Origin of the sequence: Actinopolymorpha sp. B11F2 (assembly GCF_040195635.1) — a bacterium.
Lineage (GTDB): Bacteria > Actinomycetota > Actinomycetes > Propionibacteriales > Actinopolymorphaceae > Thermasporomyces.
Genome location: NZ_JBEFTX010000023.1, coordinates 95,481 through 121,722 on the forward strand (window position 1 = coordinate 95,481; position 26,242 = coordinate 121,722).

Genomic DNA, 26,242 nt, shown 5'->3' on the forward strand with positions numbered 1-26,242 from the left:
AGCCCGCCGGAGGGCCGGCTGGTGCGCCCCAGCCGGGCTGGGCGGGTGGACCGGCCGGTGGCGGGCCGGGAGGGAATCCGTGGGGCGCGCCGGGCGCCGGCGCTGGACCGGGCGGCGCACCCGGCGGAGGAGCCTGGGGGGAACCCTGCGGAGGACTGTTGTGCGGGCCCCATTCACTGCCACCCGCCGGCGGGCCGGGTGGAGTCCCTGCTGCTGTCATCTCGCGCACCTCACGTGTGGTGGGGAACGGATCCCATCGTGGACGAACGTGCTCAGCACACGTCCCGGACGTGCTCGATACCCGTCCCGAGCGTGGTCAGGACGCGTCCCAGACGTGCCCATAACTGCTCAGAACGTGCACTGTACGGGGCGGGTCCTCGCGGCTTGCCGGGGCTTGTACACCGCCCGGGCGCCGGAACCAGCCTCGGCATCTGCGGGTCGTGCCGAGCCATCGTGCCACGCTCGGTGGGACGATGGGTTCATGAAAGGTCGCATTCTGGTCGTCGACGACGACATGGCCCTCGCCGAGATGCTGGGAATCGTCCTCCGTGGCGAGGGGCTCGACCCGGTTTTCTGCGAGTCCGGGGAAGCCGCCTTGGGCAAGGTCCGCGAGACCAAGCCCGATGTCGTGCTGCTTGACCTGATGTTGCCTGGCAAGGACGGCATCGAGGTCTGCCGGGAGATCCGGGCCGAGTCGGACGTCCCCATCGTGATGCTCACGGCGAAGACCGACACGATTGATGTGGTGCTGGGCCTCGAGTCGGGTGCAGACGACTACATCATGAAGCCGTTCAAGCCCAAGGAGTTGGTCGCCCGGATTCGGGCCCGGCTACGGCGGGTCGACCAGGCCACACCGGAGACGCTGACGATCGGCGATCTGGTGATCGACGTGCCCGGCCACTCGGTCAAGCGCGAGGGGGTCGCGCTCGCGCTCACGCCCCTCGAGTTCGACCTTCTCGTCTGCCTCGCGCGCAAGCCGTGGCAGGTCTTCGGCCGGGAGGAGCTTCTCGAACAGGTCTGGGGCTACCGGCATGCCGCCGACACCCGGCTGGTCAATGTCCACGTCCAGCGGCTGCGAAGCAAGATCGAGAAGGACCCCGAGCATCCGGACATCGTCGTCACCGTGCGCGGGGTCGGCTACAAGGCCGGTCCTTCGTAGCCAGGGAAGCGACAGCTACGCGGGACCCATGTTCACTCCTCGGACGTGACTGTCTACCTTGCGTGACAACGTAGAGTCTGGGCAGACAGCTCACGTCGATCATCGCGGCGGCGGCCGCATCCGTCCCTTCGCCCGTCCCCCTGAAGTGCTGGTGCGGATTCCATGCAGATCCTGAGTACGGCCATGGGGCCGGCGGTCCGTGCGACCCGCCGGTCCGCCGATCTCTGGCGCCGTTCACTGCATCTGCGGGTGGTGACCGGGACGCTCGTGCTGTCCGCTGTCGTGACCCTGTTCGTCGGCTGGATCCTGCTGCGGCAGGTCGCGGACGGCGTGCTCGAGGCCAAGGTCGCGGCGTCGGTGGGTGAGGCGTCAGCCGGATTCCGTACCGCCCAGTCCGTCATCGACGATGCCGAGCCGGCCGGCGACCCGAGTGAGCTCACGACCCAGCTGGCGCAGGACATCGCCCTGCGAGGCGCATCCGGCGGGCTCTACGACGTGGTGCTCGACGTCCTGCCCGCGGTCGGCGGCTCCCAGACGGTGGCGCGATCGACCCGGGCGACCGTCCTCACGACGAGCGTCCCCGACGACCTGCGGGAGGGCGTCCAGGCCGGCCAGGTCGCCTATCGCTACACCGTCATCCGCCGGGCCAGTGGCGACAACACACCCGGGCTCGCCGTGGGATCCGCCATTCACGAGCCGCGCAGCGGTGCCACGCTCAACATCTACTACCTGTTCGACCTGCAGCAGCAGGAAGCGACGCTCGTCCTGCTCAGCCGTTCGCTCGTGGCGGTCGGCATCCTCATCGTCGTCCTGCTCGGTTGTGTGGCGTGGTTCGTCACCCGGCAGGTGGTCACACCCGTCCGGCTCGCCCGCCAGGTGGCCGAACGGCTGGCCGCCGGCCTGCTCGACCAACGCATGGCGGTGCGCGGTGAGGACGACCTGGCCAGGCTGGCGACGTCGTTCAACCAGATGGCGACCAACCTGCAACGTCAGATCCGCCAGCTCGAGGAGCTGTCCCGCGTCCAGCGTCGGTTCGTCTCCGACGTCTCGCACGAGCTGCGTACTCCGATCACGACGGTCAGGATGGCAGCCGACGTGCTCCACGAGGCCCGGGACGCGTTCCAGCCGGGTGTGGCCCGCTCCGCCGAACTGCTGCAGGCCGAGCTCGACCGGTTCGAGGCGCTGCTGGGCGACCTGCTCGAGATCAGCCGCTTCGACGCCCGGGCCGCTGCCCTCGAACTCGAAGACGCCGACCTGCGCGACCTGACCCGGCGGGTCGTCGAGGGTGCCAAGCCGATCGCCGCCCGCAAGGGCAGCCGCATCGACGTCCGGCTCCCGGACACGCCGGTGGTCGCCGAGATCGACTCGCGCCGGATCGAACGCGTACTCCGCAACCTCGTCAACAACGCGGTGGAGTACGGCGACGGACGCGACATCGTGGTCCAGGTGGCGAACGGGGACTCCACGTGCGCGGTGTCGGTCCGCGACCACGGCATCGGACTGAAGCCGGGGGAGTCGGCCATGGTGTTCGACCGGTTCTGGCGGGCCGATCCGGCGAGAGCCCGCACGACCGGCGGGACCGGGCTCGGTCTTGCGATCGCCCTGGAGGACGTCCTGCTGCACGGCGGCTGGTTGCAGGCGTGGGGCGAGCCCGGCAAGGGGGCGAACTTCCGGCTGACGCTGTCGCGCAAGGCGCTGGAGCCACCGCAGAGGTCACCGATCCCGCTTGTCCCCGATGACGCGCATGCGGCACCGATTCAACCCACCAAGGTTCCCGCCCCGGGCATCGCCGGGAGTGCCCGATGACCTCACCCTCCACGAGCCCGAAGCACACGACAAGGCGGTACGCCGCCACCGTGCCGGCCGCGGTCCTTGCCGGCCTTGTCCTCGTCGTCGCCTTCGGCGCATGTGCGCGCATCCCGTCCAGTGGCCCGGTGAAGTACGAGTCGATGGGGACCAGCGAGCCCGGCGAGACCTCCCTGCCCGTCCTCGTGACCGGTCCCGAGCCCGGCGACAGCGCCCAACAGGTGGCGCGCGGATTCCTGGACTCGATGGCGAGCTACCAGTCCGGGCAGCCGGTCGCCCGCGAATACCTCGCTCCCGCCGTCAGCGAGCGGTGGCAGCCGAGGGGCGTTCTCGTCTACGACAGCGCGGCCGTCCCCATCTCCGAAGCCGCCCCGGGCAAGATCGCCCTCGACGTACCCAAGCTGGCCGAGGTCAGCGCCAACGGCGCGTGGGCGCAGGCGAGGCCGGGCGAGAAGATCGAGCTCGACCTGAAGATGACGAAGGTCGACGGCGAATGGCGGATCGGCCAGCCTCCCGACGCGTTCGTCATGTCGATCTTCAACTTCGACCGGGAGTACGAGCGGTACAACCTGTTCTTCTTCGACCCCGACTTCGAGATCCTCGTCCCTGACCCGGTCTATGTCCCCCTGCGAGGTCACCTCGAGACGCTTCTCGTCAACGCCCTGCTGGGTGGGCCGTCCCCGTGGCTGCGACCCGCCGTCCGGTCGGCACTGCCCGACGACACGAGGCTGGCCGCGCCGGCCGTCACCGTCGACGACGGCGTGGCGACGGTCGACCTCGACCGCAAGGTCCTCGAGCTGTACGACCCGCAACGGCGGTTCCTCCTCGCCCAGCTCTCCTGGACGCTGGGCCAGGTGTCGGGCGTACGGCAGGTCCGGGTCACCGTCGACCACGTACCCCTCGGCGCCGAGAACGCCGGCTCGCGGGGCGACGCGACCACCTGGTCGGCGTACGACCCGGGTGTCGCCGGCTCGGCACGCGGCGCCTATGCGCTGGCTGACGGCCGGGTTGTCATGCTCGGGCCCGACCGACAGGTCCCGGTCGCGGGACAGCTGGGGAACGGGCCGGTGCGCGCGAGGTCGATCGCGGTGGGCATCTTCGGCGAACGGACCGCCGGCCAGCCGCTCGACCCCGACGCGAGCAGCGGATCGGACTGGCTCGCCACCGTGTCGGCCGACGGGCGGCGCGCCAGCGTTCACGGGTCGGCCGCCGGCACCCGGACCGTCCTACGTGGAACCGACATCGCCGAACCGTCCTGGGACCGGACCGGACGGCTCTGGCTGGTCGACCGGCGTGCGGGCCGGTCGTCCATCGTCGTGGTCGATGACCACGACGAAGTCTCCACCGTGGTGGCGCCCGGCCTGACGGGCCGCAACGTCCTGGCACTGAAAGTGTCCCGCGAAGGAGCGCGGGTCGCGACGCTCGTCGAGCAGGACGGCGTCACCCGCCTGCTGATGGGGCGGATCGAACGCGGTGACTCCATCGCGATCCGCGGCCTGCGTGAGGTTCCGGTGGCGATGACCTCCATGAGTGACCTCGCCTGGTCCGACTTCGACCAGGTGGCTGTCATCGGCTCCGACGAGGAGTCGGCTTCGCGGCCCGCACTCGTTTCCGTGGACGGATCGGAGGTCGTCGAGCACAGCTCCGGCCCGGCCTCCCGCACGCTGGCGGCAGCGCCCGACCAGCCGCTCCTGCTCGGCGGCGAGGACGGGCACCTGCATCTGGAGGACAAGAACTACCTGTGGACGGACCAGGGGGTCGCGACGTGTCCGGCGTACCCGGGATGAGAGTGGACGGCGTGACGCGCGCCGCCGGTCTGGGCGCTCTCGTGGCCGGGCTGGTCCGTGACGACGCGGCCGACCTCTTCCTCGGCAGCAGGTGTGTGGGATGCACCCGACCGGGACGCGCGCTCTGCCCTGCGTGTCAACGGCTCCTCGTCCGGCCGGCGTTCCCGACCGCACCCGATCCGGCGCCCACCGGGCTGCCGCCGGTGTGGGCGGTGTCGGCGTACGACGGAGTCGCCCGGTCCGCTCTGCTCGCGCACAAGGAACGTGGGCGGACCAGCCTGGCCGCACCGCTCGGTGCCGCGCTGGCGGGTGCCCTCTCCGCCGCTGCCGCGCTGCCTGCACCTGTGCCGACATCGTTGCCGGTCCTGATCGTGCCCGTGCCGTCCGGACGGGCCGCGGTACGTACGAGGGGCCATGACCCCCTCCTGCGGATCGTCCGACGGGCGACGGGGCCGGGATGGCTGTCGGGTCTCTACGGTCGCGGTCCGCGCGTCTGCAGGGCCCTCGAGGTGGTGCGTACCGTCGCCGACCAGGGTCGACTCGACGCAGCTTCGCGGCGGGCCAACCTCGCCGGCGCGTTCGAGGTCAAGCAGCGCTTCCGATCAGTGGTGGCAGGTCGGTGCGTGATCCTGGTAGACGACGTGGTGACCACAGGTACCACGCTCGTCGAAGCCGCGAACGCCCTCCGCCGGGCGGGTGCGAAGGTGCGCTCGGCGGCGGTGGTGGCGGCCACCCAACGCCGCGGGCCGATGCGTCCGTCCTGATCAACGCGCTTCCCGGGTTTCAGGATCGTCGCGCGGGAGTTAGCGTTTCGACATGGCACCCGCCCGGGTCCGTGGTTGCGCCGGACGTCGCGTCGACTTTCGCGTCGGCGTCTGGCAAGCCGATGCCAGCCGCAGGCGAAACGGCCCACGTAAGGCGACTTCTTGTCGACCGATCACGGTGCGGCTTAGAAGTAAGCCCTGCCCCGACGGGAGGTCCGATACCTTCCGGACCGGGAGAAGGGGAGTAGTGGTACGAAGCGCATCAGCCACCGCGAAACCCTCGGCAGGCGGATGTGGGGACGAAGACCAGGTCGGCCGGGCGGGTGCCACTCCGGCCCAGGCGGCACATCGACGCTTTCGGGCAATCAGGCGTTATACGTCGCACCCAAGTGGGGTATGGACGTATACACGGCCATTTCGAACGATCGTTCCCGGCTGGAGCGAGGGAGGTGAGAGCGGCCCTCGGTACGAGCGCCACAACCTCAAGTGCGTTTGCTAGTGGGGAGGTTCGCGTGGACGTCGTGGTTCAAGGTCGTCACTGTGCGGTGACTGACCGCTTTCGCCGGCATGTCGAGGACAAGATCAAGCGCCTGGAGCGCTTCACGTCGCGGGTGATCCGCATCGAGGTCGAGGTCTCGAAGGAACACACCCGGTCCGCCTCGAGCTCTGAACGCGTCGAGCTCACTGTCTATTCACGCGGCCCGCTGGTGCGGGCAGAAGCAGCGGCCGCGGACCGGTTCACCGCGCTGGATCTCGCGCTCGACAAGCTGATCGCCCGATTGCGCAAGGCAGCCGACCGTCGCCGGGTGCATCACGGGTCCCGTACCCCGATCTCCGTGGCGCAGGCCACGGCGGGCCTGGACCCGCCATCGACTTCCGGACGTCCGCTGAACGGCCTGCGCGGCTCGGGCAGGGAGGAGAGCGGCGCGACGGGCGGAGGTGAGTCGAGTCCGGGCGCCAGGACCTCCACGATCGCCGCGACCGCGCCAGAGGCCGATGTCTGGGCTGGCCCGGCTGTCCTGACGGACACCGACGTCGAGACCGACACCGAGGTCGAGACGGTCGCCGGCATCGAGGTTCAGGGTGACGGACCCCTCGTCGTCCGCGAGAAGATCCACCAGGCGCGGCCGATGACGCTGGATCAGGCGTTGTACGAGATGGAACTGGTCGGCCACGATTTCTACCTGTTCATCGACGCCGCCACCCAACGGCCGAGTGTGGTCTACCGTAGGCGCGGCTACGACTACGGCGTGATCCGGCTGGAGTGTGCGGAGGCCGAGTTGCCCGTCACCCCGTGATCATGTTCGTGATCATGAAGATTCTGCGGACCTGTGGCCGTCGGAATCTTCATGATCATGAGTTCGGTACGCCCTGACCGGGGTCGGATGTACGCCGACCGCCGGCCCCCCGGCGGGGCCACTCGCCCGAAGTGCGGAATTCTTGCCCGACCTGCGGAAAACCGCTGCCTGGGTCTGGCGGTCGTGCAATTATTCGCAGGTGGTCAAGACCTCGCCATTGCGTACAACCCCATGCGACCCAGGCCCCCTGCGGGTCGCCGTCGTCGACAATCACGAGCTCTCCAGCAGGGGTCTTCGCCTGCTGCTGGACCAGGAGCAGGACATCGACGTCGTCGGTGAGGCCCGTGACGGCCTGGCCGCCATCCGACTGGTCGCCGAGAGCCGGCCGGACGTCGTCCTCCTCGACCCCTGCATGCCGCCGTGGGACAGCGTAGACACCCGCCGCAGGATCAAGGCGTTGGCACCGTCCACCCGCATCGTCGTCCTCGCCACCGGCGGGAATCAACCGCTCGACCAGCTGATCCGCCTCGGCGCCGACGGGCAGGTGGACAAGGACAGCCCGATCGACGACGTTGCCGGTGCGATCCGGATGGTCGCCAGGAGCGCCGCCGCCTGATCGGCCAGTCGTCGGTACGACCGGACTGAACCGCCACCCGCGACCCCGACGACCGACGGACGACAGGAGTGGCTGTCGGTGGTTCGTGCCACCATGTCTGGTCGTGGAGACGCTCACCGCCGCCAGAGCCCGGCGCATCGCCCTCGCCGCCCAGGGGTTCGCCGATCCGCGACCGACGGGCCGCCTCGACGTCCGGGCCCTCGACCGCGTGCTGCGTCATGTCGGGCTCCTGCAGATCGACTCCGTCAACGTCCTCAGCCGGGCGCATTACCTCCCGCTCTACAGCCGGCTCGGGCCCTATCCCACGACCCTGCTCGACCGCGCGGCCGGCAGGGCGCCGCGGCGACTTTTCGAGTACTGGGCGCATGTCGCGTCGTTCGTTCCGGTGCAGACGCAGCCGGCGCTGCGCTTCCGGATGGCCCGTGCCGCCGAAGAGGCATGGGGAAACATGCGGCGGATGGGGGAGGAGAAGCCCGGCTTCGTCGACTGGGTGCTTGCCGAGGTCGCTGACAAGGGTCCGTTGACAGCCCGCGAGATCGAGCACGACGCACCTCCTGGGCCACGGGACAACTGGGGGTGGAACTGGAGTGCGGTCAAGGTCGCCCTCGAGTGGCTCTTCTACACCGGCCAGGTCACCTCGGCCGGCCGCAACGGCGCCTTCGAGCGGGTCTACGACCTGCCCGAGCGGGTCTTGCCGCCGGCGATCACGGCCGCGCCCACGCCGAGCGACGAGGAGGCGCACCGGGAGCTGGTGCGGATCGCGGCCCGGGCCTACGGCGTGGCCACCCAGCGATGCCTGCGGGACTACTTCCGGCTCACCGCGCGGGAGACGGCCACCGCGGTGACGCAGCTCGTCGACGCCGGTGAGCTGACTCCCGTACGCATCGACGGCTGGAACCGCCAGGCCTACCTCCACACCGAGGCCAGGATCCCGCGCCGCGTCCGTGCCCGGGCGCTGGTCGGTCCGTTCGACTCGGTGGTGTTCGAGCGTGACCGCGCGGAGAACCTCTTCGGATTCCACTACCGGATCGAGATCTATGTGCCGGCGCCCAAGCGGGTCTTCGGCTACTACGTTCTGCCGTTCCTGCTCGGCGACCGGTTCGTCGCGCGGGTCGATCTCAAGGCGGACCGGGCCGCGCGGGTCCTTCGCGTGCAGTCCGCGTTCGCCGAGGAGCATGCACCGCCGGAGACCGCGGAGGAGCTCGCGGCAGAGCTCGCCAGCATGGCGGAGTGGCTCGGTCTCGCGGGCATCGACGTGGTCGACCGTGGCGATCTCGCCCGGCCGCTGCAGAAGGCAGTCCTGGCATGACCAGGTTCGTGATGACCGCTTCCCACCGTCCGGACAGGGCCGTCTCACCATGACGCGCAAGCCCTTCGTCTTCTTCGATGGCGACCAGACCCTGTGGGACTTCACATCCGTGATGCGGCATGCGCTGGCGATTGCGTTGCGTGAGTTGCGAACCCGGCGGCCCGGAGCGGCGACCGATCGACTCACTGTGGAAACCCTGATTGCGGAGCGTGATGCGGTCGCGACGGAACATCGCCACGTGGGTTGGACGATGGACGAGATCCGATGGGAGGCGTTCGACCGGACCGTCCGGCGCTGCGGGCCGCCAGATCCTGACCTTGCCCGGGACCTGTACGAGCTGTTCATGCGGCACAGGTTCGACGACATCGAGCTCTATCCCGACGTGGTTCCCGCACTCGATGTGCTGGCCGCGTCGTCGTACCGACTCGGGCTTCTCACCAACGGCAACGGCGACCCCGAGCGCTGCGGACTGGCCGGAAGGTTTGAGGCTGTCGTGCTCGCCCAGGACCACGGCGTGAGCAAGCCCGATCGGCGGCTCTATGACATCGCCGCGGCCGCTGCGGGGGATCTCACGACGGCCCCCGTCATGGTCGGTGACTCGCTGCACAGCGACGTAGTGGGCGCCCAATGTGCTGGCTGGCGTGGCGTCTGGCTCAACCGCTGCGGGGAGACGGCGCCGCGCGGCATCACCCCGCACGCGGAGATCACGTCGCTGGCCCACCTCCCGGTCGCGCTCGAGTGGGCGATGGCAGTCACGTGAGCCGCGTCGGCCTGCTCACCAGATGAGAACCTCGTTATACGGAACGAAAATGCGGCACGAATTTGGGGGACCCGGTTTTCAGCGCGGGGACAAAGGTGGCATGCTCGGTCAGGCTCCCGGCGAGGCCACGTCGCTCGCGCCCACCCCTGCGCTTACACGGCCGCGGCGAAGGTCACCGGGAAGCGGGGCGGCTGTCCGGCGTGGGAGGCAGCCGCCCTTCGCATGTCCGTCGAACCTTCAGCCTCCCGCACGCAGTGCGCGCCCGGTCACGCCACCGCGTCAGCGGGCAGCTCGCTGGTGAGAAGGTCGAAGGCGATCAGGTCCTCATACGTTCCGTCGCCAAGCCGTTCGGCCGCCCGCGCCCGCCCTGACGCGACGAAGCCCGCCCGCTCGGCCACCTTCGCCGAGGCGACGTTGGTGGCGGCGGCCCGCAGGGTCAGCCGGCGCAGGCCCATCCCGCCGTCCTCGGTGGCGATGGCCGCATGCCGGACCACCAGCCGGGTGGCCGCCGTCGCGACCCCACGGCCACGCGATTTCGGATGCACCCAGTAGCCGATCTCTGCGGTCCCCGTCGAGTGGTCGACACCCATCAGCCCGAACGAACCGATGCACTGGTCGGAGACCGGGTCGGCCAGGGCCCAGTAGATCCCGCGGCCCATGGCGTGCTCCTCCTCCCGGCTCTGGATGTAGCCGAGGGCCTCGCCCGCGGTGTACGGCGTCGGCAAGCCGCCAAGCCAGTGCTGGGTCACCGGGTCGGCGCAGCCTTCCACGACGGCGTCGGCGTCGGAGGTACGGAAGGGCCGGAGTACGCAGGCGTCGGAGCGGAGGACCGGCACGTCGTACCACGGCGTGGCAGGCTCGCGGGGGTCCTGGGCGCGCAGCGAGCCGATCCAGCCGTCGTAGCGTTGGCCGCGGGAGACGCAGAAGCCGCGGACGGCGCCCTCGAGCCGGAATCCGGTTCGCCAGGCGACCTTGCGGGAGGGCCAGTTGCCGACGTGTGCCTGCCAGTGGATCACGCCGAGGCCGAGACCGTCGGATGCGAACGCCCACCCGCAGGCGGCCCGCACCGCCGGCGCCATCGCGCCCCTGCCCCGAGCCGAGGCCCGCAGACCGAAGCCGATCTCGCCGGCACCCGTACCGTCCACGACGAAGTTGATCGTGCCGAGGTACTCGTCGGTCGAGGCGTCGGCGATCGCCAGCGCGAGGTAGTCGCCGCGACTCCAGCCGGTGGGGATCCGCTCTCGGACGAACTGCTCGGCGTGCTCCCGCGTATAGGGGACGGGAACCGTCGTCCAGCGCTGGGACGTCGGGTCGTCGCACTGGTCCAGCACTCCGTCGATGTCGTCGTCGCGGTGGCGCCTCAGCACCACGGGTCCGGCGGATAGGCGTACGGAATCCATCCCCCCAGGGTGCCTGTCCCGGTTCGTACGCCGCCGGCCGGGTGTACCCCCCTCACCTCCTCGGGCCGGTCCGGGCAGGCGAGTCAGAAGCGGGGCAAAGGGCGCCCTCCGGGGCGAGCGGACGGGTCGGATGCCCCGCAAAAGGTCGAGGACGGCGCAAACACGGTGTGGCAGATGTCGCCTACGATGGCCGGAGGCGGGCAGGAGGAGTTGACACCCTCTGCCTGCCGAGCCACTGACCAGCGTTGTCGCAACCGCTACGACGAGGAGCCGAGAGTCCGTGCCTGTCCTGCTCGACAAGATCCTGCGCGCCGGCGAGGGCCGAACCCTCAAGAAGCTGCACCAGGTCGCCAAAGAGGTCAACGCCATCGAAGAGGACTTCGTGGCGATGTCGGACGCCAAGCTCCGGGAGATGACCGCTGAGTTCAGGGCCCGCCTGGCCGGGGGCGAGACGCTGGATGACATCGAGCCGGAGGCCTATGCCACGGTGCGTGAGGCCGCGAAGCGGACTGTGCGCCAGCGGCACTTCGACGTCCAGGTCATGGGCGGTGGCGCGCTGCACCGGGGCCACATCGCCGAGATGAAGACCGGTGAGGGCAAGACGCTGGTCTCGACACTGGCGGCCTACCTCAACGCCCTGACCGGCGAGGGCGTCCACATCATCACGGTCAACGACTATCTCGCGAAGTACCAAGGCGACTGGATGGGGCGGATCCACCGTTTCCTCGGACTCTCGGTCGGCGTGATCCTCTCCCACATGACCCCGGCGGAGCGCCGCGAGGCGTACGCCTGCGACATCACCTACGGCACCAACAACGAGTTCGGCTTCGACTACCTCCGCGACAACATGGCCTGGTCCCTGGAGGAGTGCGTCCAGCGGGGTCATCACTTCGCCATCGTGGACGAGGTGGACTCGATCCTCATCGACGAGGCCCGCACGCCGCTGATCATCTCCGGCCCGGCCGCCGAGGGGTCTTCGCGGATGCACGGGGATTTCGCGAAGGTCGTCGCCTCGATGCGACCGGAGGTCGACTACGAGGTCGACATCAAGAAGCGCACAGTCGGCGTGCTGGAGAGTGGTATCGACAAGGTCGAGGACTACTTCGGCATCGAGAACCTCTACGAAGCGGTCCACACCCCGCTCGTCCAGTTCCTCAACAACGCGATCCGCGCCAAGGAGCTGTTCCGGCTCGACAAGGACTACGTCGTCGTCGACGGCGAGGTGCTCATCGTCGACGAGCACACCGGTCGGATCCTTGCGGGCCGCCGCTACAACGAGGGCCTGCACCAGGCGATCGAGGCCAAGGAAGGCGTCCCGATCAAGGACGAGAACCAGACCTTCGCCACGATCACGATCCAGAACTTCTTCCGCCTCTACGACAAGCTCGCCGGCATGACGGGTACGGCGATGACGGAGGCGGCGGAGTTCGACAAGATCTACAAGCTTGGCGTCACGCAGATCCCCACCAACCGCCCGATGGTCCGTGCCGACCAGCCGGACCTGATCTACCGCACGACGGAGGCGAAGTTCGCCGCGGTCGTCGAGGATCTGGCCCAGCGCCATGCCAAAGGTCAGCCGGTGCTGGTCGGTACGACGAGTGTCGAGCAGTCCGAACTGCTGTCCTCGCTGCTCGTCCGCGTCGGCGTACCCCACGAGGTGCTCAACGCGAAGAACCACGCGCGGGAGGCAGCGATCATCGCCCAGGCGGGCCGCAGGGGCGCCGTCACCGTCGCTACCAACATGGCCGGTCGCGGGACCGACATCATGCTGGGCGGCAATGCCGAGTTCCTGGCCGACACCGAGCTGCGCGCGATGGGGCTCGACCCGAGCGAGAACCGCGAGGAGTACGAAGCCGCCTGGCCGGCGACTCTCGAACGCTTCCGGAAGGCGGCAGCCGCCGAGCACGACGAGGTGACCGCCCTCGGCGGCCTCTACGTCCTCGGCACCGAGCGGCACGAGTCCCGGCGGATCGACAACCAGCTGCGCGGCCGGTCCGGGCGCCAGGGTGACCCGGGGGAGAGCCGGTTCTACCTCTCCCTGCAGGACGACCTGATGAAGCGGTTCAAGTCCGACTGGGTCGACTGGGTCCTCAACACGCTCAACATCCCCGACGACATGCCGATCGAGAACAAGCGGGTCACCGGAGCGATCGCGTCGGCGCAGGCGCAGGTCGAGGCGATGAACTTCGAGATCCGCAAGGACGTCCTGAAATACGACGACGTACTCAACCGGCAGCGCCACATCATCTACGACGAGCGCCGCCGGGTCCTCGAGGGGGAGGACGTCCACGAGCAGGTCGAGCCGATGATCGACGACACGCTCGAGGCGTACGTCGCCGCCGCCACCGAGGGCTACCCGGACGAGTGGGACCTGGACCAGCTCTGGACCGACCTCAAGCAGATCTTCCCGGTGAGCTTCGGAATCTCCCGGCTGGAGGCCGAGGCCGGCGGACGGCAGAACATCAGCCGCGACTTCCTCCTCGTCCGGCTCCGCGATGACGCCCACCAGGCGTACGCCCGCAGGGAGGCCGAGCTGGGGCCGGAGGTGCTCCGTGAGGTCGAACGGCGGGTCATCCTCTCCGTGCTCGACCGCAAGTGGCGCGAGCACCTCTACGAGATGGACTACCTCCGTGAGGGAATCGGCCTGCGGGCGATGGCCCAGCGCGACCCGCTGGTGGAGTACCAACGGGAGGGCTACGAACTCTTCATGGCGATGATGGATGCCATCAAGGAGGAGTCGGTCGGCTATCTGTTCAACCTCGAGGTGCAGGTGGCCGAGCCGACCGCGGAGGAGCCGGTAGTCGCGGCCGGAGCCCAGCCGTCGGCCGGACCGACCGACAGCGCAGATCCGTCAGCCCGCACGCAGCGCGTGGTCGCCCGTGGGCTCGCGGCGCCGGCGCGGCCGACGCGCCTGTCCTACAGCGCACCCACGGTCGACGGAGAGGGCGGGGTCGTACGCCGCAACGAGTCCGCTGCCCGCTCCGGTGCCGCGCCCGGTGCCCACGCCGACTACTCGGGGACTCCCCGCAACGCGGCATGTCCGTGTGGTTCTGGGCGCAAGTACAAGCGCTGCCATGGCGACCCCAAGGCCCGCGCCCGGATGGACGGCTGACGGGCTCATACGTACGAAGGGCACCTCTCGACCGGAGTCGAGGGTGCCTTCGTACGTCCCCCTCGCAGGTGGGCCCGCCGACCGGAACGTCAGCCGAGCCGCAGTGCGGTGCACCGCCAGCGGCCGTCGAGTCCTTCGACCCGGACCGCGACCGCTCGCGAACGTCCGCCGTGCTTGACGTGGATGGCCGCCTCAGCCACGCCGTCGCGCGGCTCGCAGATGTGGACCGACCGGACGAGGACCCGACCACGGCCGCCGCGGACGGTGACCGGTGCCCCGCCGAGTGCGCGTACTCGCGCCACGACGTCGGCGTAGACACGTTCGTTGGTCCAGCGCAGCAGCTGCGCGGACGGACGGTCGCCGGTGAGCACCTCGATCAGGGCCTGAACGAACCGACCGCACCACGACTTCGGGTCGGGGAGCGCGCCACGTGGTGTCGGCTGTGGTGCGAAGAACGGGTCCTCGGACGGGCGCTTCGAGCCAGGCCCCTTCACGACGCGGAGGTGGCGGGCGACGCTGAGCTCCTCGACGGCCGGTTCGGCAACCATCGTGCTGGCGGAGATGTCCAGTGCGAGTGCGCCGTCGGTGAGCTGGCCGTCGGTGTCGAAGCCACCCTCGTCGTCGTAGGGCGGCTCGGTAGCGGGCGCGGGGATCCGGCGGGGAAGCCGGTGGACGTCGTGCTGGGTCCTTGGCCGCGGCATGGTCTGGGTGGCAGTCATCGGTGGATTCCCCCGGTTCGAGATGTCCTACTGAGCTGTGTCTGCTGCTGGTGATCGAGGTGCTGGTTTGATGCGTACGGCATGGTCATCGCTGCGGTGGTGTGAGGATCTGGCCCGGCAGGATCAGGTCGGGGTTGTCCCCGATGACCTGGCGGTTGGCTTCGTACCACCGGTGCCATTCGCGGTTGATCTCGGCGCTGCTGGCACCGTCGGGAAGGCTCGCCTTGGCGATGTTCCAGAGGTTGTCGCCGCGCTTGACGACGACCTGGTGCTGGTCGTCGACATGACGGACAGCGGGGCGGGTCACCGGATCCCGGGAGATGGGGCGATCCGGATTGGGCAGCCCGGACTGCCCGGCACCCTGGTCGGAGACCGGCCGGTCCGGCATCGGGAGTTGGTCGAGGACGTCGCCACCGCCTGGCCGGTCCATACCGCCCGGCCGGTCAAGGCCTGGGAGCTGGGCGCCGCTCGGGAGTTGCTGTTCGACCTGACCGCCGAACGTGCCCGGCCGGTCGAGACCGGGGAGGAGTTGCGCCGCCGCGGCCGCCTGCGTCGGCTGGTCGACCGTTGCCGCGTTGGCTGGAAGTGCCCCGAGGATCGGTCCTGCGGCGACCGAGAGGCCGAGCGCGACCCGGGCGGCCCGACGGTAGACGGCGGGCGTGAGTCGCTCCGCGAGTGAGCCGCAAGCTGCTCCGAGTGCTCCAGGAATCACCGAGAGGGCCATCAGCAGAGTGCCGAGTGCGAGCCAGGCGAAGCAGGCCCACGCGAGCACGGCGACGAGGAGGACGAGAAGCGCGTCGAAGGTCGGATTGGGGCCCTGGACCGCGGTCCAGCTACCGGCTGTCAGCCAGCGAAGCGCCCATCCGCCGCCGACGAATGCAAGGAGCACCCCGACCGGGGAGAGCACTCGACGGACGATCCTCATGGCTTCGCCTCCAGATCCTTCGTTTGCTTGCGTTTGCTTTCATACTCTGCTGTTAGCGGCGCTGTCAACCTGGCTGCGGTCGTACGACGTGCGACGCTGTCGGTGCCGACGTCCTGGAAATGCGCTCTGACCAGCAAAGATGCCGGATCGACTGCGTGTGTCCCATGGTTGGTTGGACGCAGGAACCAGCGTGGATGGTTCAAACCCAGTCCCCATTTCAGCTCCGCGAAGACTTGCGTAACAGCTGGAAGCGACCAAAGTCGACATTACGCATGCGCTTGCCTTCGTTTGAATCTATTTGCCGGTGACTGGATGCTTGGGGTCGTCTGACGGGTCGGCGTGGACCAGTACGGTTGGCCGGTGCGCTGGGAGAGTCTTTTCGAAGATCTGGATGCTCAGATGGCGGAGCTCGAGGCCGCTGAGCTCACCTCGGAGCTGGCCGACCGGACCAGGCGCGAGGTCGCGCGCTTCCGGCTGGTCGACCGGTTGCGACCGACGTTCGGGCATCCCGTCACCGTCTTCACCCTGGGCGGTGTCAAGATCGCGGGGACGGTTGCCGGTGTCGGCGCCGACTGGCTCCTGGTCGCCGAAGAGCACCGTCTCGAAGCCCTGATCCCGCTGGACGCCATCACCGGCCTGACCGGGCTCGGCGGTCTCACCGCCGCGCCCGGCAGCGAAGGCAAGGTCGCGGCGAGGCTCACGCTGGGCTACGCGCTCCGCGGGATCGCCCGCGACCGGGCGGCGGTGTTGGTGGCGCTCCGCGACGCGACGGCGGTCACCGGGACGATCGACCGGGTGGGTGCGGACTTCTTCGAGATGGCCGAGCACGGCCAGGCGGAGATCCGGCGGACGAGGGACATTCGGGGCATCCGGACCGTGCCGTTCGCCGGCGTCTCGTTCGTACGCCGGTCGTGAGGGTCCATTCGCGCGGATGCTCTCGTCCGCGGGCGTGGCGCGCTGGGCGGCTGAACCGCGCAGGCTCGGGAGGCAGGCCCTAGAACTCGTCCGCCTTGCCGTAGGGGTGGGCGGAGATGAAGTCCCGGGTTTCGGAGTACATGCGCTCGATGTACTTCTCGAGCGCGGCGGCCTCCACCCTCCACTGGCCGCGGCCGCCGATCTTGATCGCGGGGAGCTCGCCGCTGCGGACCAAGGCATAGGCTTGCGCGGCTGAGATGTTGAGAACGTCCGCAACATCGGCCAACTGCAAGAACCTCGGCGTGACGGGCAAGGGGAGCTCCTTCCGAACGTGGCGCGTAGCCAGTCTGCCACGCGTTTGCTTGTGGTTGCGTTCGGTTGTCCACAGGACCCTGGGGCGGGTCGCGGCTACGTCTCCAGCGACGTGAACGCGGAACGTATATCTAGCAGAACGCTCCGTGAAGGCTTTTGGCGGGCTCGGCGGCCCGATGTGGCCGGACCGCGCACCTGTCACGCATGGTGTCGTACTGTGTCTCGACGCCTTTAGGCCACGAAACCACCACGACCCTGCGAATCCGGAGGAAGACCTTGTCGGATGTGCCGTCCCCCAAGGCCACTCGGCAATCGCGACCTCGCTGGCTCGATCCCAAGTTGTTCCTCGGCATCCTGCTGGTGCTCGTCTCGATGGTGTTGGGAGCAAGGGTCGTCGCAGCTGCCGACCAGACGGTCGAGATCTGGGCGTTGAGGGAAGACGTCAGGCTCGAGCCGGCCATGCCACTCACGAAGGACGCCCTCGTCGCGAAGAAGGTGCAGTTCACCAGCCAGGAGGACGCGGACCGCTACGTGTCGGCCCGGGAGGAGATCCCGGAGGGCGCGCGGATGCTCCGGTCTGTCGGCGGGGAGGAGTTCCTTCCTCGTGACTCCTGGACGGACGACCCTGACCGTCAGCTGGAGGATGCGCCCATCCCCGTGCTGCCGAGTCTGCTGCCGAAGTCCTTGCGCGCGGGCGATCGGGTCGACGTCTACTTCGTCGCCTCCGAGGACGACGCGTTCCCACCCAAGGCGGCCGTGGTCGGCGCGACGGACATCATCGTGGTCAACATCCCCGAGGGCGATGGCATCAGCGGTGGTGAGTCGAGCGCGACCATCCGGTTGGCTCGCGACAAGGAAAGCGGTGGGATGTCCCTCGAGGATCTGGTGGCGCACGCGGCCAACGCGAAGGCGGTTGTCGTCAAACATGTAGCCCCAGAGCCGAAGTGAGATCGTGAGAGCCGAGGTGGGATCGTGTCCCTCCCAGTCCTGACAGCCGTCACCGGTGCGCGATGGGAGTCCGACCTGGTCTCCGCGCTGGAGCGGAGCTCGCTCGGTCTTGACGTCGTACGCCGGTGCGTCGACCTGCCCGACCTTCTCGCCACTGCGCAGTCGGGCCAGGCCAGAGCGGTCCTGCTCTCAGCCGACCTGCGCCGACTCGACCGCGAGGCAGTCGCTCGGCTGATCGCGGGCGGTGTAGCCGTCGTCGGTGTGGTGTCGCCAGGGGACACCGAGGGCGAGGAACGTCTGCACCGGATCGGCATCGCCAAGGTGGTCCCTGCTGACGCGCCCGCCGACGTCCTTGCGGGCGCGGTCGCCGAGTCGGTGGAGATCGCGCACGCCCATGGCCGCGCACCGGAGCCGGACTTTGCGGTCTCCAACCCGTGGGGTGCGATGCCGTCACTGCCGCCGATGCAGGACGTCGGAGTCACTCCGGAGACGGGCACGGGTACCGGCCAGTTGCTCGCCGTGTGGGGACCGGCGGGAGCGCCGGGGCGTACGACGGTGGCGCTGACGCTGGCGACCGAGCTCTCGACGTTCGGCGTACCGACGTTGCTCGCCGACGCAGATGTCTACGGCGGTGTGGTCGCACAGGCACTGGGACTGCTCGACGAGGCGCCCGGCCTGGCGGCGGCATGCCGGTCGGCCAACAGCGGCTCACTCGACCTGGCGGGCCTCGCCCGGCACGCCCGGGAAGTGCTGCCCCGGCTTCGGGTGCTCACCGGGATCCAGCGGGCCGACCGGTGGCCCGAGCTCCGGACCTCGGCGCTCGAGCAGGTCTGGGACCTGGCTCGGCAACTGGCCGCCGCGACCGTCGTCGACTGCGGGTTCTGCCTGGAGCAGGACGAGGAGATCTCCTTCGACACCGCGGCGCCGCGCCGTAACGGCGCGACGCTCACGACGATCGAACGCGCCACCACCGTCATCGCCGTCGGTGCGGCCGACCCGATCGGGTTGCAGCGACTGATCCGTGGGCTGGAGGAACTCCGCGAGGCGGTGCCTGGCGTGGCGGTCAGGGTCGTGGTCAACAGCGTCCGCAAGGGACCGGTCGGTGGTGACGCCGAGGGCCAGATCAGGGACGCGTTGCGGAGGTACGCCGGTGTGGACGCGGTGGTCTGCGTGCCCTACGACCGGTTCTCGTTCGACACCGCGATCGCCCAGGGCAGGTCGTTGGCCGAGGTGGCGCCCAAATCGCCCGCCCGGTTGCCGCTGCGGAACTTCGCGGCCGACCTCATGGGAATCACGCTGCCCCGTCAGCGCAGGCGGAAGAAGGCCTAGGGTCCCGCCAGCTAGGTGGCGAAGAGAAGGGTCAACCCGGCCAGCGTGTAGCAGACCATCACGACCAGCAGGGGGATCTGTCCCAGCAGGGCCGTCCGTCGGGGAAAGAGCGCGACCGCTCGGTCGTGGGCGGCGATCACACCGAGAACGTGGCCGACGACGACGGCGCCGACCTTCACCCCTGCCACCAGCTGAGGGTTGTTGGCGATCGACGGGTCGACGTCGCGTCCGGTAAGGCCAAGCAGGTTTGCGCCGTTCGCCAGCGGATCCGACAGATAGATGAATGTCTGCTGCCCTTCGAGGACCAGCAGCGTGAAGTAGTGGGCGATCAGGTAGCCGAGCACGATCGGTACGACCGAACCGGCGAACGCTCCGGGCAGGTCGGACCGCAGCCATGGCGCCGACGACGTACGTTCGCTCGCTCCGCCTCCCGCCAGGCCCCCGGCAAGCACGGTCGCCAGCCAGAAGGACCCGGCGGCCACGAGGATGGACCCCGCCAGCGCGCCCGTGCCCGCGAGTACCTCCGGAATCCCCGAACCCTGAACGAACCCGATCCATGTCGTGCTCTGTGAGAAACCGTCGTACGCCGTGGAACCCAACAGGATGGCCACCACCGCGACCGATCCGGGTCCGCTACCCAACCCGGCGAGGTGCGCGAGGGGATTGCGAAGCACCAGCCGTCCGTCCGAGGGGCGTCGGGCGAAGGGCGAGAGATGACCGAACAACGTCGAGTACGCCTCGAACGGATCGCCCCGGTCGAACCACCGCGCCCCGTACACGAGGGCGAGGAGCAGTGACAGGACGACGTACGCGGTGACCCACATCCGGACCACGGCGAGGGAGGTGGCGTCGGGAGCGACCAGTTCGAGCCACACGAACGCGAACAGGCCGACGGCTGCCGGCCAGGCGCCCAGCCGGGCCGGCAGGGGAATCAGGCCCTCGACCGGCGGAACCCGGAGCAGCCGCGCGAGCAGCAGATGGAGGGGCCGCAGGGGGTTGAGGTACCTCCACACCGGGCCGAACACCACCGACAGCGGGACAAGCCCGACCCAGAGCAGGACGTAGACAACGCCGAACGTGGGGTTGACCAGCAGGTCGGGCCCGAAGATGGCCGCGACACCGACGTACGCAGTCGCCAGTAGGCCGAGCACTCGGAGCGCCGATCGGAAGACGCCGGCGTCGACCACCCGCGTCAGGGCAAGAGGCAACACCCGTCCCGTTTCGCGGTTGTCGAAGCGTGGCGCCGGCCACGACCAGGCCAGGATGACGAACGACACGACGAGGGCGGCCGCCGCGCCGGTCAGCGCGAGCGAGAAAGGTACGGGAAGGTCGCCGCGTCCGCCGATCCCGTGCGCCAGGATCGTGCCGCCCTGACCGACGCCCTGACCGACGCCGACGCTGCCTCCGACAGTGCTGCTGAGCATGGGCGTCACGGGAGGACGACGAGCTGGTAGACGAGCCGGTCGGCGTCGTGCAGCTCGATCTCGAACCGGCCGGCCTCGTCGGCGACGAACTCCAGGGTGCCCGGCTTGTCCGGCTCGACCGCGACCTCCTCGTCGTATCCGTGCACGTGCAGCCGGTCCGCGACGTCGCTGGTGACCGTGATCTCGATCGGTGTGCCGTCGGCCACCTCCACCCGGGCGGCGTTGGGCGACACCTCACCGTCGGCGATCTTGACGGTGAGCCGCTTGACCGGCGGCGGCGTACTGTCTGATGATCCGGTTCCGTCAGACCCGCCGGCACACCCGCCGACCAAGCCGAACACGACGAGGACTCCGGCGACGAGAGCAGGCATCAGTCGGGCGCGGGCGGGCATAAGTCGAGTCCTCCGACAGGTACGGTACGAAATTCGGGACACCTCGGGCGACTCACCGTACGCGGACTGTGTTAGAGCCCCTCCAGGGAGGTACGCGGGATGCCGGACCGGCTGAGTGCGTTGGACATGTCGTTCCTCTATCTGGAGGAGCCGACGACGCCGATGCATGTGGGCAGTGTGGAGCTGTTCGAACCGCCGGAGGGCGGGTTCGACGTCGACCGCCTGCTCGCCGTGGTGCGGGAGCGACTGGCCTACGTTCCCCGCTACCGGCAGCGTCTCAAGTCGGTGCCGGGGAACTTCGCCAATCCGGTCTGGGTGGACGACGAGGACTTCGACCTCACCTACCACGTACGCCCGTCCGCGGTGCCGCGGCCAGGGACCCCGCAGCAGCTTCGGGAGCTGGTCGCACGGATCATGAGCCGGCCACTGGACCGGTCCCGTCCGCTGTGGGAGATGTACTTCGTCGAGGGTCTCGAGGACGGCCGGTTCGCGCTCTTGTCCAAGACCCACCAGGCGGTGATCGACGGGGTGTCCGCGGTCGACATCGGGCAGGTGGTGCTGGACGTCTCGCCCGGGGCGCCGGACGGTCCCGCTGACGGCTGGGTGCCCGCCATGGAGCCGTCAGCGCTGGAGCTGCTCGCGGGAGCGGTGGTCGACGCCGTTCACCGGCCGGGGAATCTCGTCGAGTCGGCCCGCCGCGCCGTGTCGGACCTGCCCGTTGCCGGCGGCTGGGTCGCCCGGACCGTCGGCGGAGCGGTCGGCAGTGTGGCGGCCGCCATGCGGACGGCGGCCAGTCCCGCGCCGGGGAGTCCGTTGAACGTGCCGATCGGTGCCCAGCGCAGATTCGCCACGGTGGAGACCCGGCTGGACGACTACCGCGGCATCCGGGCACGCCTCGGCGGGGACGTCAACGACGCGATCCTCGCGACCGTCGCCGGGGCCCTGCGCGCCTGGCTCTTCACCCGAGGGGTGAGGGTGGCCGCCAACATGTCGGTGCGCGCGCTCGTTCCCGTCAGCGTGCTCACTGGTGAGGGGCCGAACCGGGTCGCCGAGTACCTTGTCGACCTGCCGGTCGGCGAGGGTAGCCCGACCATGCGCCTGCACCAGGTGTCCTACGCCATGAGGGCGCATCAGGAGACCGGCCGGGCGGTGCGCGCGCGGACCCTTGCCGGGATGGCCGGCTTCGCCCCGCCGACGCTGCACGCGCTGGGCGCCCGGGTCGCGAGCTCGCTGTCCCGGCGGATCTTCAACCTGGTGGTCACGAACGTTCCGGGGCCCCAGACCCCGCTCTACGTGGGCGGGGCCACGATGGTCTCGACCTATCCGGTCGTTCCGCTCGCCAAGGGACAGGCCCTCGCTATCGGACTCACGTCGTACAACGGGGCAGTCTACTTTGGCCTCAACGCGGATCGTGTCGCCATGTCCGACCTCGACGTCCTTGCGCAGTGCATCCCGGATGCCCTTACTGAGTTGGTTGATGCGGCGGAACAGGCCCCCAAGAAGTCCCGGGCGGGCAAACGTCCGGCACAGCGTCGCAAAGGCACGGCACACTGAGAGGCAGGAGGACTCTGAGCCGACGGTGAGGAGGACGCCATGAGTAGCCCGCGACGCGGACTGGTACTCGGCGCGGGTGGTGTCCTGGGTGCGGCCTGGATGATTGGCGCGCTTTGTGCCCTCGAGGAGGAAACCGGCCTCGACGCGACGAAGGTCGATGCTCTTCTCGGTACGTCCGCGGGGTCTGTGGTGGCCGCGCTGCTCGCGGCCGGTGTCTCACCGCACGAGCAGCGTGCCCACCAGCGCGGCGAGGTGCTCGACGGGAGCCCGCTCGCGGAGGTGGAGTTCGACTACGCGCTGGGCGGCCGCCCGCCCGCTCCGTGGCCCGGCGTGGGGTCGGCGCGGCTCCTCGCCGCCGTCGTACGCGATCGGCGGTTGCTGAGCGCTCCGGTCGTCCTGGCGGGTCTGGTTCCCCGCGGCCGGGGTTCGGTCCAGGCCCTCGCCGAACTGATCGAGCAGATCCTCCCGGACTGGCCGAAGCATCCGCGTCTGCAGACGGTGGCGATGGACTATGACGCGGGCGGGCGGGTCGCGCTGGGCCGGCCGGAGGGCGACGGCCTGATCGTGCCGGCGCAGGCGGTCGCCGCCTCGTGCGCCATCCCGGGCTGGTTCGCACCGGTCGAGATCGACGGCCGGGTCTATGTCGACGGCGGTACCACCTCGATCGCTTCCGCCGACCTGATCGCGGGTCATCGGCTCGACGAGGTCTACGTCGTCGCCCCGCTGGCCTGGCTGGCGTCGCCGAACTCGATGGGGCCGTCGCTGTGGATGCTGCAGCACTGGCGCCGGGCGCTGACCCGCCAGCTCAACCGCGAGGTCGAGCAGCTGCGGGCGGAGGGCACTCAGGTCACGATCATCGCGCCGTCGGCAGAGGACCTGGTGGCACTCGGCACCAACCCGATGGACGAGCATCGCCGACTGGAGGTCCTGGAGACGTCGATGCGTACCAGCCGTGCGACGGTGCGCGGGATGCGCCGAGCTCGGCTTGGACAGGCCACGGTCCGGCGTTCTCCGGACGAACGTACTTCCGGGCGTAACGGCGGCCGCAAGAGTGGCGGCCCGGTCAGTAAGTCCAGCGAGGGCGAGCGGGGCGGCGCGTCCAACGGTGGCAAGCGTGGTGGCAACAGCGGCAATGGCAAGGGCCGGGGTGGTCGATCCGGCGGCGCGGCGAGTCGGCGGCGCGACGAGCGATAGCGTCCTGGGTGCGGGATGCGAGAGACCAGCGTCCCGCGTCAGAGGGATGCCGGCGGAGAGCAGGCACCGGACCGCACGAAGGACGACAGGATGCGCGTGTACCTCGGGATGACCCTCACCCAGCTGGCCGACACGGTGGCGCAGGGCGGTTTCGGGCCACCCACGCTTGCCTACGCGGTGACGCCGACGCTGCGGGAGTGGTACGCCGAAGGCGATCAGGAGGAGCTGGAGTACGCGGCGATGGCCGCTGCCGCGCGCGGTTCCCTGCACCAGCTGCGGCTCGATCCCGACGCGCCACGGCGCCGGACGGTGGTGGCGGCGGAGGCGCCTGACGGCATGGTGTCCGCCAATCCGGCGGAAGGGCGCGCGGCGGTGACGATCAACGCGGCACTGCCTCTGGAGGCGATCGAAGCTGTCCACGTCGACGACCGCGAGGCGATGGATGCCGTACGCGCGGCGGTGGACGCCGTGGTCGAGGCTGACGCAGGTGAGGAGGACGCCTCGTTCATCGTCGACGAGGCGGGCGCCCACGAGTTGATGTGGTTCGCGCGCCAGGAGATCCCGGACCTGCTGGACAAGGCGGACAGAGCGTAAACCGCCCGGACGCTGCGTGAGAATGCAGTAACTTCGAGCTGCTACCGCCTCGACCTCGCGGGTGAACGTGACCCGATCAGCGCGATTCGGGCGAGTGCGACAGCAGCGTCGGAGGGGTGCCCGTGCCGTTCCAGCTCGCCGCGGCCGAGTCCACGGATCTGTTCGTCGGTACGCCGGACGCGCCACGCCAGGTCCTTCGCGTGACGCTCAGCCGCACGCTCGTGGAGCCGATCCGGTTGAGCGTCAGGGGCGATGGCGTCACCGGCACGGCCATGGTCCCGGCGGGCGTGGGCGTGGTGGTTGTCGAAGTCGGGCTGGACCTTCCGGATGTGCCACCTGGCAACACCGTCCCGGTGACGGTCACGGTCGGCGACACCAGCCTCGACACCACGGTCACGGTCGAGAAGCCCGGCTACACGATGTACCTGGTCTCGCATTTCCACTATGACCCGGTCTGGTGGAACTCGCCGAGCAGCTCCGCCGAGATGCCCGTGGGCGGGTTGCCGGGTGACGCTTCGCCGCCCCGACCGTGGGAGCGAAACGGGTTCGCACTCGTCGACGCCCACATCGACCTGGCGCTCCGCGACCCGGACTACACGTTCGTTCTCGCCGAGATCGACTATCTGAAGCCCTATCTCGACACGCAGCCCGAACGTAGGGCCGACCTGCGGAAGCTTCTCGCGGAGGGCCGCGTCGAACTTGTCGGTGGTACGTACACGGAGCCGAGTACGAACCTCAGCTGTGCGGAGACGACGATCCGCAACATCGTCTACGGCATCGGCTACCAGCGTGACATCCTGCGCGGCGACCCGACGACGGCCTGGCAGCTCGACGTCTTCGGCCACGACCCCCAGCTGCCGGGGTACCTCGCCGACGCCGGCCTGACCGGCAGCGCGTGGGCCCGTGGGCCGTACCACCAGTGGGGGCCGGTCCAGAAGAACTTCGGCATGGCCCGCGCCGACGCGTCGGCGATGCAGTTTCCGTCGGAGTTCGAGTGGATCTCGCCGAGCGGTCGCGGCGTGCTCACCCACTACATGCCGAACCACTACTCCGCCGGATGGTGGATGAACTCGGCGGCCACCCTCGCCGATGCCGAGCTCGCCGTCTACGCGATGTACCGGATCCTCAAGCCGGTCGCGGCGACCCGGCACCTGATGCTGCCGGTCGGCACCGACTACGCCCCGCCGAACAAGTGGGTGACCGCGATCCACCGCTCGTGGAACGCGAGGTACGTCTGGCCGCGGTTCGTCTGCGGGACGCCGCGCGACTTCCTCGACGCCGTACGCACCGAGATGTACGCGACGGGCCGGCGGCCGAGTCCGCAGACGCGGGACATGAACCCGATCTACACCGGCAAGGACGTGTCGTACATCGACACCAAGCAGGCCCAGCGCGCGGCGGAGATCGCCGTCATCGACGCGGAGAAGCTCGCGACCCTGGCGGCGCTGCTCGGCCTCGGCCGCTATCCCGATGCCGCGCTGGACAAGGTGTGGCGGCAGCTCGCGTACGGCGCGCACCAGGACGCCATCACCGGGTCGGAGTCGGACCAGGTCTACATCGACCTGCTCGCGGGCTGGCGGGAGGCGTACGACCTGGCGACCGCGTGCCGCGACACCGCCCTCGACGCGCTCATGACCCGGATCGACACCGGCCCCGCCGAAAAGCCTTCAGGAGAAGGCGAAAGTACGCCGGTCGTCGTCGTGAACACGCTCGGCTTCGACCGCTCCGAACTCGCCCGGGTCGTCGGGTGCCCGCCGGGAAGGCTGGTCGACGACGCCGGAGCGGACGTGCCGTCCGTGCGGGACCGGGGCACGCTGGTCTTCCGCGCCGACGGCGTACCCGCTCTCGGCTGGCGTACGTACCGGCTCATCCACGGTGGCCCTCCCGCGACGCCGGCATGGACCGCGACCGGCCCACCCACCCAC

General features: G+C 69.6%; 22 protein-coding genes. 16 read left to right on the plus strand and 6 right to left on the minus strand.

What is annotated here, in order from left to right; translation table 11 throughout:
* Window positions 1-481 precede the first annotated feature (481 nt).
* From mtrA to ABN034_RS30615, 8 genes are all read left to right on the plus strand, one after another.
* Window positions 482-1,159, plus strand: a complete 678-nt coding sequence (mtrA, locus tag ABN034_RS30580) for an MtrAB system response regulator MtrA (protein ID WP_349327061.1) — start codon at window positions 482-484, stop codon at window positions 1,157-1,159.
* Between the two features lie 162 nt (window positions 1,160-1,321).
* Window positions 1,322-2,965 carry an MtrAB system histidine kinase MtrB gene (mtrB, locus tag ABN034_RS30585; RefSeq protein ID WP_349694450.1) on the plus strand — a complete coding sequence of 548 codons (1,644 nt, stop codon included), beginning with the start codon at window positions 1,322-1,324 and terminating at the stop codon, window positions 2,963-2,965.
* Window positions 2,962-4,752 (plus strand): LpqB family beta-propeller domain-containing protein, encoded by a 1,791-nt coding sequence (locus tag ABN034_RS30590; protein WP_349694451.1) that lies wholly within the window; start codon window positions 2,962-2,964, stop codon window positions 4,750-4,752. Before mtrB ends, ABN034_RS30590 begins: the two co-directional genes overlap by 4 nt.
* Window positions 4,753-4,763: 11 nt before the next feature.
* Complete coding sequence (locus ABN034_RS30595) at window positions 4,764-5,516, plus strand: ComF family protein (RefSeq protein WP_349694452.1); 753 nt, start codon at window positions 4,764-4,766, stop codon at window positions 5,514-5,516.
* A 512-nt stretch (window positions 5,517-6,028) separates the two neighbouring features.
* A complete protein-coding gene (gene hpf / locus ABN034_RS30600; RefSeq protein WP_349694453.1) occupies window positions 6,029-6,814 on the plus strand; it encodes a ribosome hibernation-promoting factor, HPF/YfiA family in 786 nt (261 codons plus the stop codon).
* Window positions 6,815-7,013: 199 nt separating this feature from the next.
* A complete protein-coding gene (locus tag ABN034_RS30605) occupies window positions 7,014-7,430 on the plus strand; it encodes a response regulator (RefSeq protein WP_349327066.1) in 417 nt (138 codons plus the stop codon).
* 103 nt (window positions 7,431-7,533) lie between these two features.
* Window positions 7,534-8,739, plus strand: a complete 1,206-nt coding sequence (locus tag ABN034_RS30610; RefSeq protein ID WP_349694454.1) for a winged helix-turn-helix domain-containing protein — start codon at window positions 7,534-7,536, stop codon at window positions 8,737-8,739.
* Between the two features lie 49 nt (window positions 8,740-8,788).
* The gene (locus ABN034_RS30615; RefSeq protein WP_349694455.1) at window positions 8,789-9,499 is read left to right on the plus strand and encodes an HAD family hydrolase; all 711 of its coding nucleotides are present in this window, start codon (window positions 8,789-8,791) and stop codon (window positions 9,497-9,499) included.
* Between the two features lie 266 nt (window positions 9,500-9,765).
* Here the strand turns inward: ABN034_RS30615 and ABN034_RS30620 are convergent, their stop codons facing one another.
* A complete protein-coding gene (locus ABN034_RS30620; protein ID WP_349694456.1) occupies window positions 9,766-10,899 on the minus strand; it encodes a GNAT family N-acetyltransferase in 1,134 nt (377 codons plus the stop codon).
* Window positions 10,900-11,179: 280 nt separating this feature from the next.
* Between ABN034_RS30620 and secA the strand changes: the two genes are divergently transcribed.
* On the plus strand, window positions 11,180-14,011 hold the full coding sequence (gene secA / locus ABN034_RS30625) for a preprotein translocase subunit SecA (RefSeq protein WP_349694457.1): 2,832 nt from the start codon (window positions 11,180-11,182) through the stop codon (window positions 14,009-14,011).
* A gap of 89 nt (window positions 14,012-14,100) precedes the next feature.
* Here the strand turns inward: secA and ABN034_RS30630 are convergent, their stop codons facing one another.
* On the minus strand, window positions 14,101-14,730 hold the full coding sequence (locus ABN034_RS30630) for an Rv3235 family protein (protein ID WP_349694458.1): 630 nt from the start codon (window positions 14,728-14,730) through the stop codon (window positions 14,101-14,103).
* A gap of 85 nt (window positions 14,731-14,815) precedes the next feature.
* Window positions 14,816-15,655, minus strand: coding sequence for a LysM peptidoglycan-binding domain-containing protein (locus tag ABN034_RS30635; RefSeq protein ID WP_349327076.1), 840 nt, complete (start codon window positions 15,653-15,655; stop codon window positions 14,816-14,818).
* A gap of 399 nt (window positions 15,656-16,054) precedes the next feature.
* Here ABN034_RS30635 and ABN034_RS30640 point away from each other — a divergent pair, with 399 nt between their 5' ends.
* Window positions 16,055-16,570, plus strand: coding sequence for a hypothetical protein (locus ABN034_RS30640; protein WP_349694459.1), 516 nt, complete (start codon window positions 16,055-16,057; stop codon window positions 16,568-16,570).
* Window positions 16,571-16,649: 79 nt separating this feature from the next.
* Here ABN034_RS30640 and ABN034_RS30645 read toward each other — a convergent pair whose 3' ends face one another.
* Entirely contained in the window at window positions 16,650-16,883 is a 234-nt protein-coding gene (locus ABN034_RS30645) for a helix-turn-helix domain-containing protein (protein ID WP_349327078.1), read from the minus strand.
* A gap of 338 nt (window positions 16,884-17,221) precedes the next feature.
* On the opposite strand from ABN034_RS30645, the gene ABN034_RS30650 reads away from it, so the two are divergent.
* Complete coding sequence (locus ABN034_RS30650) at window positions 17,222-17,830, plus strand: hypothetical protein (protein ID WP_349694460.1); 609 nt, start codon at window positions 17,222-17,224, stop codon at window positions 17,828-17,830.
* A gap of 24 nt (window positions 17,831-17,854) precedes the next feature.
* On the plus strand, window positions 17,855-19,159 hold the full coding sequence (locus ABN034_RS30655) for a CpaE/TadZ family protein (protein WP_349694461.1): 1,305 nt from the start codon (window positions 17,855-17,857) through the stop codon (window positions 19,157-19,159).
* 11 nt (window positions 19,160-19,170) lie between these two features.
* On the opposite strand, the gene ABN034_RS30660 is transcribed toward ABN034_RS30655, so the two are convergent.
* Together ABN034_RS30660 and ABN034_RS30665 are read right to left on the minus strand one after the other, a co-directional pair.
* On the minus strand, window positions 19,171-20,583 hold the full coding sequence (locus tag ABN034_RS30660; protein WP_349694462.1) for a hypothetical protein: 1,413 nt from the start codon (window positions 20,581-20,583) through the stop codon (window positions 19,171-19,173).
* Window positions 20,584-20,588: 5 nt separating this feature from the next.
* Window positions 20,589-20,975: a cupredoxin domain-containing protein gene (locus ABN034_RS30665; protein WP_349694463.1), complete on the minus strand. Its 387-nt coding sequence runs from the start codon at window positions 20,973-20,975 to the stop codon at window positions 20,589-20,591.
* A gap of 99 nt (window positions 20,976-21,074) precedes the next feature.
* Here ABN034_RS30665 and ABN034_RS30670 point away from each other — a divergent pair, with 99 nt between their 5' ends.
* The 4 genes from ABN034_RS30670 to ABN034_RS30685 form a co-directional block, all read left to right on the plus strand.
* A complete protein-coding gene (locus tag ABN034_RS30670) occupies window positions 21,075-22,529 on the plus strand; it encodes a WS/DGAT/MGAT family O-acyltransferase (RefSeq protein WP_349694464.1) in 1,455 nt (484 codons plus the stop codon).
* 39 nt (window positions 22,530-22,568) lie between these two features.
* Window positions 22,569-23,723, plus strand: a complete 1,155-nt coding sequence (locus ABN034_RS30675; protein WP_349694465.1) for a patatin-like phospholipase family protein — start codon at window positions 22,569-22,571, stop codon at window positions 23,721-23,723.
* Between the two features lie 90 nt (window positions 23,724-23,813).
* A complete protein-coding gene (locus ABN034_RS30680) occupies window positions 23,814-24,317 on the plus strand; it encodes a DUF6912 family protein (protein ID WP_349694466.1) in 504 nt (167 codons plus the stop codon).
* 116 nt (window positions 24,318-24,433) lie between these two features.
* Window positions 24,434-26,242 (plus strand): glycoside hydrolase family 38 N-terminal domain-containing protein (locus ABN034_RS30685; protein ID WP_502879122.1); only part of this gene is annotated, 1,809 nt, incomplete at its 3' end.